Origin of the sequence: Kitasatospora gansuensis, assembly GCF_014203705.1 — a bacterium.
In the GTDB taxonomy this organism is placed as follows: Bacteria; Actinomycetota; Actinomycetes; order Streptomycetales; family Streptomycetaceae; genus Kitasatospora; species Kitasatospora gansuensis.
In genome coordinates, this window is record NZ_JACHJR010000001.1 from 8129445 (window position 1) to 8139461 (window position 10017).

The 10017-nt window shown below is 75.3% G+C and carries 3 protein-coding genes; all 3 read left to right on the top strand.

The features are described 5' to 3' along the window. The first annotated feature begins 7 nt into the window (after window positions 1-7). A complete protein-coding gene (locus F4556_RS36685) occupies window positions 8-4012 on the top strand; it encodes a papain-like cysteine protease family protein (protein WP_184923994.1) in 4005 nt (1334 codons plus the stop codon). A gap of 163 nt (window positions 4013-4175) precedes the next feature. Then, complete coding sequence (locus F4556_RS36690) at window positions 4176-5042, top strand: DUF4132 domain-containing protein (protein ID WP_184923996.1); 867 nt, start codon at window positions 4176-4178, stop codon at window positions 5040-5042. Continuing rightward, complete coding sequence (locus tag F4556_RS36695; protein WP_184923998.1) at window positions 5039-9970, top strand: DNA-binding protein; 4932 nt, start codon at window positions 5039-5041, stop codon at window positions 9968-9970. Before F4556_RS36690 ends, F4556_RS36695 begins: the two co-directional genes overlap by 4 nt. Window positions 9971-10017: the final 47 nt, after the last annotated feature.

The window sequence follows — 10017 nt, forward strand, 5'->3', positions numbered from 1 at the left end:
GGCAACCATGACCACCCTGACCGGGTCGCTGCACGCGCCCGCCCCGACGGACTTCACCGGCTACCGGGTCACCGCCCGGTACGACCGCACCGTCCTGGTGGACGAGGCCACCGAGGCCGATCTGACGGTCCGGCAGTCCACCGCCGCCGGGCCGGACGGCCGGTGGCGGATCGACCTCGACGCCGAGCCGGTCGGCGCGCTCACGCTTGCCGTCCGGGCGGCCAACGGAGTCGAGGTCGGCTCCCTGACCATCACCGAACCGGGCCCCGGGCCGTTCACGGTCGAGCTCACGGACACCGCCGTACCCGTGCTGATCGAGCCCGGCGAGGACCCGGCGCTGGGCCGCCCGAGCCGCCTCACCGGCCGGGCCCTGCAGCCCGGTGGCGCCGGAGTCCCGGCCGAGCTCCCGGTGGTGCTCTGGGGCCGGGTGGCCGAGGGCAGCCCACTGCCGCTGCTGGTCGCCGCGACCACCGACGGCGGCTACTTCGCCGGCGACTGGCCGGGCAACCGGCTGGACGAGGCCTGGGGGACGGTGGCCGGCGGCGCGCCCGTCCCGGTCCGGCTGGAGGACGGGCGGCTGCCCCGGGTGGTGCTGCTGGTCCTGACCGCGGAGACCCGGCCGCCGCAGCACGCCGAGGAGGAGGCCGACGGCTGCGGCTGCCACGCCACCGCCACCCCTCGCACGCCGGGCCAGGCGGACCTGGCCGCCGACCCGGCGGCGTACTCCGCCGACCTCGGCACCGGACAGTGCGTCAGCCTGACCACCCCCAACCGCACCATCGAGGAGGTGGTGCTGCACGCGGTGGTGCGCACCACCGAGCCCGAGATCAAGGGCACCACCCTGGGCGCGCCGACGCTGGTGCCCAAGAGCATCGCCGACCGGCTCGCCCAGCTCGGCGCGCTCACCGTCGAGGAAGCCCCCGTGGAGGCCAGGGCCGCCCGTCGGACGCTGCGGCTGGACGCCGGTGTGACGGCCGATCAGCTGCGCACCGGGGAGCCGGGCGCCGCCCTCCAACCGGCCGAGCTGGCCCGGGCCGGCCGGCTCACCGAGGTGCGGGAACTGCGCGGGCTGCTCGGCCTGTTCGGCGGCACCGAGCCCGGACGGGTCACCCTCGACGCCCACCACCAGGTGGACTGGGACGAGGACCCGACGGTCTATCAGGCCACCACCATCGCGCTCGGGCACCTGCTGACGCTCAAGCAGGTCTGGCGCGCCGACGGCTACTCGCTCGGGGACCTGCTCTACTCGCTGCCGCTCGCCCCGGGCCAGAAGAAGCAGATCGCGATCGTCGACTGGGAGCGCCGGGAGGCCACCGCCCGCCGCTCCACCCGGACCGAGACCGAGCAGCTGACCGCCGCGCTCGCCCACGACCGGGACATCAGCGAGATCATGAACTCGGCGCTCGCCGAGCACTCCCGGGGCAGCTCCAGCGCGCGGGTGTCGGCCTTCGGCGGCGGTATCGGCGGTTTCGTCGGCCCGATCGTGTTCGGCGGCGGTGGCGGCACCTCCAGCGCGGGTTCCACCGCGCACTCGCACAACTGGCGCGACGTCAGCGCCGACGTGCTCAACCAGGCCAGGGACCGCACCCAGCAGTCCGCGAGCCTGGTCCGCGGCCAGCGGGCGACCACCGTCCAGACCACCACCCAGGGCGAGTCGCTGCGGGCCCAGACCGAGGTGGTGGCCAACTACAACCACTGCCACGCGCTGAGCATGGAGTACTTCGAGGTGCTGCGGCACTTCCAGGTCTCCACCGAGCTGGCCGACGTCGCCGAATGCCTGTTCATCCCCTTCGAGTTGACCCCTTTCACGCCCAACAAGGCACTGCGCTGGCGCGAGCCGCTGAGCCGCGCGCTGCACCGCCGCGACCTGGCCGGCGGGTTCGCCGCGCTGGAGCGGATCCGGACCGGGTGGGCCACGGCGGACGTGCCGGCCGCCCGCTACGCGGACGAGCCGGTGGTCCTGCTGGACGGCGATCTCGAGCTGGTGCTGAGCCTGCCCCGGCCCGCCGACGACGACAACGACCACTACATGGCCGCCAACTGGCAGCCCTGGGCGGCCCTGCTCCAGCCGCACGCCCCGCAGGACGTCTGGACGCGCTACCTGGGCACCGCCCTGCCCGCGCAGCGGGACCGGATCTGGGACGAGCGGCTCGCCCCGACGATCGCCGCCGCCCTGGTCAACAGCCTCCGGGTGGAACTCCGGCTGGACGGCGGCAGCAGTACCGTCCCGGTGCCGCTGGACCCGACCCTGGTCTCGCCGTTCCGGCAGGACCAGGTGCTGCGGGTGAGCCTGCAGCCCGAGCTGACCACCACCTCGGTGGTCCGGGACCGGATCAGCGCGGTCCGGCTGTCGCTGTCCGCCGCCGTGCCCTTCCAGGCCAAGGTGGTCGCCCGGACCGGCTCGGTCCGCTACCGCACCGAGCACCTCTCGCACCACCTGTTCGCCGGCTACCGGATCGACCACGAGCTCTCCTCGGGGCTGACCGCCGACATCGGTGTCCACCTGGACCGCACCGAGCGGCGCAACCCGCGCAAGGAGGACACCCTGCTGGGCGCCCGCCTGGTGGCGCACCTGAACGAGCGGCTGGAGTACCACCACCAGGCCGTCTGGCGGGCGATGGACGCCAACCGCCGCTTCCTGCTGCTGGACGGCTTCCTGGCCCCGGGCGCCCAGGGCCGCAGCGTGGCGAGCGTGGTGGAGAACCGGCTCGTCGCCATCGTCGGCAACTGCCTGGTGATGCCGGTGGTCCCCGGGCTCCACCTGGACCCGGGCTACCGGACCGACCCGGAGCGCAAGGCCACCCTGCTCGACCTGTACGCCACCGACGCCCCGCCACCGGTACGGATCAGCGTGCCCACCAAGGGCGTCTTCGCCGAGGCCGTGCTGGGCGCCTGCAACAGCTGCGAGAAGAAGGACGACACCCGGTTCTGGCGCTGGGAGGAGTCGCCCGTCCCGGAGCAGCCGATGGCGATCTCCACCGTGTCCACCGCCAGTCGGCGCGGCGCACCGCCCGAGCTCGGCCCGGACGCCTTCCCCGACCCGGTGGTCGGCTACCAGCAGGTGCCGGGCAGCCCCGACCCGACCGGCCTGGCCGCGGCGCTGAAGCTGATCGGCACGCCCAACGTGTTCCGCGACCTGACCGGCCTCGACCTCAACCAGCAGGCGTCCGCGGCGGCCTTCTCGAAGGCGCTGGAGACCGCGCAGTTCTTCGGCACCCAGGCCGGGAACCTGGCCCAACAGCGGTACGCCAACCGGGAGATGGACCGCAACCTGCAACGCGTCCGGGCCGCCGTCGACGACAAGCTGATCACCCCCGAGCAGGGCCGGGAGCTCACCGAGACGTTCATCCGCTCGGGTACGGGCAAGGGCGCCGACAGCAAGCCCGCGCCCAGCGCCACCCCGGCCGTCCGCAAGGCCATCGAGCGGGCCGCCGATTCCGGCCGGATCCGGGTGAGCCGCCCCAGCGGCTCGGTGGACATCAGCTCCGGTGACCGGGCCACCGGCGCCGTCGACTTCGACGTGGACCCGCCGGTCGGCCCGGTCACCCAGACCTCGCCCAGCACCTGCTGGGCGGCGGCCGGCGCGATGCTGCTGGGCTGGTGGCGTCGACAGAGCCTGTCCGCCGAGAGCGCGGCCGACGAACTGGGCGCCGGCTGGCGGGCCAAGCTCGACGGCGACCAGGCGCTCACCGCCTCCGAGATGACCGGCTACGCGGCGGCGCTCGGCCTGGCCGCCGAGAGCCCGATGTGCTACCTGCCCCGGGGCCTGCTGCGACTGCTGGAAGCCCACGGGCCGCTCTGGGTGATCGGGGACGACGCGATCGACGGGGACGCCCTGGTGCACGTCCGGATCGTCACCGGCATCCACGGTGACGGCAGCCCCGACGGCACTCGGGTCAGCTACCTGGACCCGGCCGACGGCCAGGCCCACGAGGAGCCGTTCGCCGTCTTCGCCCAGCACCTGGAGGCCGGTGACGCCGCTGCCCTCAACCTCGGCATCCACCACTACTGACGCCCGTTCACCTCCCGTACCCATCGGTCCCAGCCGCCTGGGGCGACCCCGCCGTGCGGGATTGTCCGAGCGAGCCGCTAGCTTTTCCGCATCACCGCACGGAGTGTCCGTTTCCCTCCGTCTCTGCGGTGGTTCTTGGCGACTTGTGACGAGGTGGGGACCGATGGGCTGGCTGGCGGCGGGCGAAGGGTACGAAGTTGCCCTGGTGGAGGGCCGGGTGACGGCGCGTTCGACGGGCGGGCGCACCGAGGGCCGGCAGTTGAAGACGCTGCCGAAGGCGGTCCGCGAGCACCCCGAGACGGACCGGCTGCGCCGCTTCGCCGAGTGGCTGGACCGGCACGCCGCGTCCTGCGTCGCCCAGGCCGACGCCTGGATGGTGTCCTCGCTGCCCGTCCCGACCGGGCTGCTGGCCCGGGTCTGGCCCGACGAGGCGTGGCAGGCCGCGCTGCGCGACCTGGTGGTGGTCGGCGCGGACGAGGACGAGGCCGGTCTCCTGCGGGACGTCACCGCCGACGGCGAACTCCGGCTGGTCGACCTGGACGGCGAGACCGTCCGGATCTCGCCCGCCACGGTGACCTTCCCGCACCCGGTGCTGCTGCCCGACCTCGACGACCTGCGCGAGTTCGCGGCCGAACTCGGCGTCGTCCAGGGCGTCGAGCAGATCCACCGGGCGACCTGGCTGCGGCCCGCCGAGTTCGGTGAGAACAGCACCGAGGTGAAGGACTTCGCCGGCGGCCGGTACCCCTCGCGGTTCGGCCTGGCCGCCCGCGCCTCCGCGCTCGGCTACCGGGTCTCCGGCGGCTACGCCACCTCCCGGGTGCGCGACGGCGGACGCACCGTCGAGGCGCACGTGTGGATCGGCGAACCGTACTACGACGGTGACTCCGAGACCGGCGGGCTGAGCTGGCACGACCAGGACGGCCGGGTGATCGCCCTGCCCGAGGTCGGGGCGGTCGCCTGGTCGGAGGGGATGCGGATGGCCGCGGCACTGTACGCCGGCCGCACGGTCGAGGAGGGCAAGGGCGCATGAGCGACGACACCAAGGGAGACGCGGCGGCGATGACGGAGCTTCAGGCGGCCGAACTGCTGCTGGCGGGCGCGGTGCTGCCGCCCGGCACCGAGGGCGCGGGCGAGCGCGCGGTGGCGCTCACCGCCCGGACGTACCGTCACCCCGCCCTGGACGACCGGGTCGTGGTGCGGCTGGTACCCGGTGAGCTCGGCGCGGCCGAGGACCTCGCCGTCGGCTACCTGGGCCTGCAGCCGGACGGCGAGCCGGCCGAGGTCGGTCTCGGGCTGCGCCAGTCGCTCGGCTTCCCCGAATGGGTGCTCGTGCACCACCCGGAGGACGGCCACCACGCGCTCGGCGTGATGCCCGAGCTGGAGCGGATCGCCCGGCAGGCCAAGTCCAAGCCGAAGGCCGCCCTGGACGCCTACCAGGAGCTGGCCGGGCGGCTCGCCGCCGCGGTGCCGCACTTCCTGCCGACCTTCTACGAGCAGGCGGGCCGGGTCTTCCTCGGCGTGGAGAACGCCACCTACGCGGCGCAGCTGTTCGCCAAGGCCCGCCGCGCCGAGGCGCAGCACGGCCTGCTGGTCGACGAGGACCGCCTGGACGCGGTGTTCCTGGAGTTCGCGCTGGCCGGCGCACTGCCCGTCAAGGTGCTGACCGGGTACGGCAAGGAGCTCGCCGCCCGGGTGTCCGCGCAGGAGGCGTTCGACCGGTTCCGGCTGCTGTGCGTGCGCCGCACCGCCGGCGGGCTCCAGCCGTCCGCCCAGATGGCGACCGACCTGCGGAAGCTGGCCCGCGCCGCGGGCACCGACCCGGACGCCGCCGAGGGCGCGTACCTGGCCGAACTGCTCACCCTGCCCGCCACCCTGCGGGCGACGGGCGGCTGGTGGAAGAGCCACCGGGCCGCGCTGGTCGCGCTGGCCCGGCGCGACGCCGCCGTACGGGGGCAGCTGCTCGACCTGATGCCGACCGGTGAGGGCCGCGAACTCCCCGGCCTGTGGGTGGAGATCCTCACCGAGTCCGGTGCGGACGCCGGCCTGGTCGATGCCTCGCTGCCCGCCGCGGAGCGGCCGGCCGACGGCAGCGCCGGCTGGTTCGGCCGGTTCAGCGCGTTCCGGGACCGGGGCTGGTGGCGCCCGTCGCGGATCCCGGCGCTGTACCCGCTGGTGGAGCGGATGGCGGAGCAGCTGCGGGCCGAACTCGCCGCCTCCGGCGCGGCGTTGCCGATCGTCGAGAGCGACCTCGACGTGCTCGACCAGCTGCTCACCCTGGGTCTGCCGGTCGCCGACCCGGAGGAGAACGCCGTGCTCGGCCTGACTGGCTGGGCGCAGGACGCGGAGGGACGCCGCGACCTGCTCGCGGTCGAGGCCGATCCGCGGTTCCGGCCGGCCTTCCGGCGCGGCATGTACCGGATCCACGACAACCACGAGGGACGGATCGCGCTCGGTGTGCTGGTCCGCTCCCCGGGCGGCCGCCCGATGCTCGCCGAGTGGATGGCCGAGGTCGCCGCCTCGTCGGCGGCAGCCGGTCTGCCCGGTCTGCCCGCCGCGCTGTCCTGGCTGCGCTGGCTGCCCGGGGAGGTGCTGGTGCTCGCCGAGGAGGCGGTCCGCGCGGCCGCCGGCTTCGATCTGTCACAGACCCTCGCCCGGACGCTGCGCGGCGGCATCCTGGACGAGCTCGGCTGGCCCGCCTGGGACGAGGCGGTGTCAACTCTGGTACCCCGCAAGAACGTCGACGAGATCGTGGTCGCCGACGCCTGGCCGCACCTGATCGCGGCGGGCCCCGCGCAGGCCCGGGTGATCGGCGCCGAGGGCACCGTCCTCACCCACGACCTGCGGATCCCGGCCGGCGACCGGGACGGCATGGAGCTCGGCTTCCTGTATGTCGACGGCTCGCTGCTGGTCCAGTGGAAGTCGCGCGCCACCCAGCACCGGACCGCCGGCTACTGGCACACCGCCGCCGACCGGACGTTCACCATGCCGGAGTCCACCCGCATCCGCGGCATGCGCACCACCTGGCTGGGCACGCTGCGCAGCTTCGGCCTGCCGCTGGCGGGCGGCGGCCGCACCACCGGCGAGGGCATCGTGCACCCCGGCGACACCGCGCTGCCCGGCGACTCGCAGGTGATCAGCGACGGTACGTCGTTCTGGGTCTGGGCCGACCCGGGCGGCCAGGACCCGTACACCTGGATGGAGTACGACCCGGCGACCGGCGCCCGCGGCCGGGCCTCGCTGCCCGCCTTCCTCACCGACGCGCTGCGCGGCGCCCCGGCGGGGAGCACCTTCGAGACCGGCTGGATGATGCCCGCCCCGGACGCCGTCACCTCGCCCGCCGGGGCGCCGGTCGACGGCCTGCTCGGCTGGCGCACCGTCAAACTGCCCGACGGCACCCGCCGGGGTGAGGACCTGGCCGGGAACAGCGTCACCGTGCCGGCCGACGCCGACGTCCCCAGCCGGCTGGTGCTCTTCCCCGGCGCGGACCGCCCGACGGCCGTCGTCCGGAGCAGCTACCGGGTGCGCCTGTACGACGCCGACGGCACCCTGACCGCCGAGGCCCGCACCGACGACACCCCCGGCCTGTTCGCCGAGGGCACCCCGATCCTGCCGCCGATGCGGTACTGGCACTGCCTGCGCCCGCGCGACCTGACGGGCTCGCTCGCGCTGCGCCGCCTGGACGACGGTACTGCTGCCGCCCTGCTCAAGGCCGGCGTCGAGTCCACCGCCTCCACCGAGCAGTCGGACGGGCTGCCCGCCGCCGTCGCCGCCCTGCTCCCCGAGGTCCGCGACGAGGCACTACTGAAGGGCGTCACCGGCGTGCTGCGGTACGCCGCCGCCCAGCAGGCGGTGCTCGACGCGGTCGCGGCCCGCCTCGCCGAGGAGCTCGCGGGCGGCCCGGCCGTCGCGGCACCGACCGGCCCGGGCGACCAAGGGCTGCACGTCGGGCTCAGCGGCCTCGGCGTCCTCAGGTACCGGTGGGGCACCTTGACCACCCATCAGATCGCCGAGCAGCTCGCCTTCCTCGCCACCGTGGCCAGGCCCGACGCACCGGCCACCCCGGCGGGTCGCCTGCACCCGGACGGGCAGCCGCTTCCGTACATCGGGATCGGCTGGGAGAACCTGGGCGGACTGGTCGAGCCGGCCGCGCTGCGCGCCGTCTCCGGCACCGTGCCGGCGGAAGAGCGGGAGACGCTGGCCTGGCTCGCGCAGACCCTCGACGGGCTCGGCCTCGGTGCCGGTTCCCCGCACTGGCGGCCGGCCGTGCTGAAGCTGGCGGGCCATCACCTGCTGGGCCCGGACGGCAAGCACCGCGACGGCGAGCGGAACACCGTGCTGGCACTCGGTGACGGGGCGTTCCTGCTCTTCATGGACTCCGACCAGGCGGACGACGGTGACACCGTGTCGGCCGTGCTGTTCCACGACCCGTCAGGCCGCTTCGAGGTGCCCGCGCCGTACACGGTGCAGCAGATCGGGACCCTCGCCGCCGAGGGCACCGAGGGCCAGGCCGCCGCCGTGCTCGCCGAGGCCGCCGTGCGCGGCCCGGCGCCCTGGCGGCCCGAGGCGGCCGAGCGGTTCGCCGAACTCACCGGCGTCACGCCCACGATGGCCGTGCTGGTCGCCGCCGGGATGCCGCACCTGGAGGTCCACGAGCGGAACTTCCTGCCCACCGAGACCCGGGCCGCCCTCGGCCTGAAGGTCGCGGAGGCCGACGTCGCCCGCGACGAGCTGCGCGCGCTGCCCAGCGAGACCCGCAAGCGCGTGGTGGCCGCCCTGCTGCCGGCCGACCCGGCCGCCCTGTGGGAGCAGGGACCTGACGTCGCCTCGGCCGCCGAGGTGTGGAACGCGACCGTCGGCCGACGCGCCGCCGTACCGGAGGCCCTGCTCGGCGACGCCAACCGGACGCTGCGCACCTCCTGGACGGCGAGCAAGGCCATCGCGGCCGTACTCGACCCGGCGCAGTCGGCCGAGCTCAGCCGGGACCTCGACTGGACGGTGCGCGGGGACCGCTGCGTGCCCCTGGACGGCAAGGAGACCGGCTTCACCGCCATCACCCTCACCGGCGCCGTCGCCACCGCCGCCTGGCTGGCCCACCGGCTCCCGGCCGGCGACCCGCTGCGCGCCGCGCTCCCGGCGGCCCTGGCGGCCGTCCGGGCCCGGCTGGCCAACCCCGGGCTGATCCTCGACCTGGGCCGCTTCGTCAACCTGCCGGCCTTCCGGAAGGCCGCCGGCGCCCCCACCGAGACCGGTGAGGGCTACGAGCGGTACGGCGCCGTCCTGATGGCCACCCACGACGACCAGCCCGCGCCCGGCATCCGCACCAGCCTGCTGGACGCGGCCGGCCAGGACCCGTACCTGGCGGCGCTCCGCTCGAACGACGACGAGCCGTTCCCGGCCGAGGCCGCCCTGCGGGTCGCCGCGTCGGAGGTCTTCGCCGAGCTGCTCACCGACCCGGGCGAGCCGGTGGCGGGGGAGCGGGACAAGGACGGCACCTGGTGGCCGCAGGACGCGTCCCGGTCGGTGCCCGACCTGGTCGCCGAGGTGTCGGCGGCGCACGGCCTCGGGGCGGACGCCGCCACGCTGTACCTGATGCTGCTGGCGCTGCCCGACCCGACCGACCGCAACACCGCCCGCTGGACGGGCTGGCGGCCGGCCCGCCTCAAGGCGGCGCGGGCCGAACTCGCCGACAGCGAGCTGGTGGTGACGGCTGCTCGCACCAGGGCCGGGCGCTCGCTGTTCCTGCCCGGCGGCTGGACGGAGCTCCGCTCACCGCACGTGCCGCTGGAGACCTGGAAGCTGCCGCTGCTCGGCGAGTTCGGCGCCGCCGGCACCCCGCTGGGCACCGTGGTCCCGGCCGAGCCGGCCGCCGCGCTCCTCCGGCGCGCCTGGCAGCGGGTGCTGGACGGCGACCCGCCGCGCTTCGAGCAGCTCAAGGTCAAGCGCACCCGGCGTCGCTGACCCTCCGTCAGCCGGGGTGCGGCAGCCGCCGCACCCCGGCCCCGATC

What these genes read in the sequence shown, in the direction of transcription:
- F4556_RS36685 (WP_184923994.1), top strand. Translation starts at nt 8, where the DNA reads ATGACCACCCTGACCGGGTCGCTGCACGCGCCCGCCCCGACGGACTTC.
- F4556_RS36690 (WP_184923996.1), top strand. Translation starts at nt 4,176, where the DNA reads ATGGGCTGGCTGGCGGCGGGCGAAGGGTACGAAGTTGCCCTGGTGGAG.
- F4556_RS36695 (WP_184923998.1), top strand. Translation starts at nt 5,039, where the DNA reads ATGAGCGACGACACCAAGGGAGACGCGGCGGCGATGACGGAGCTTCAG.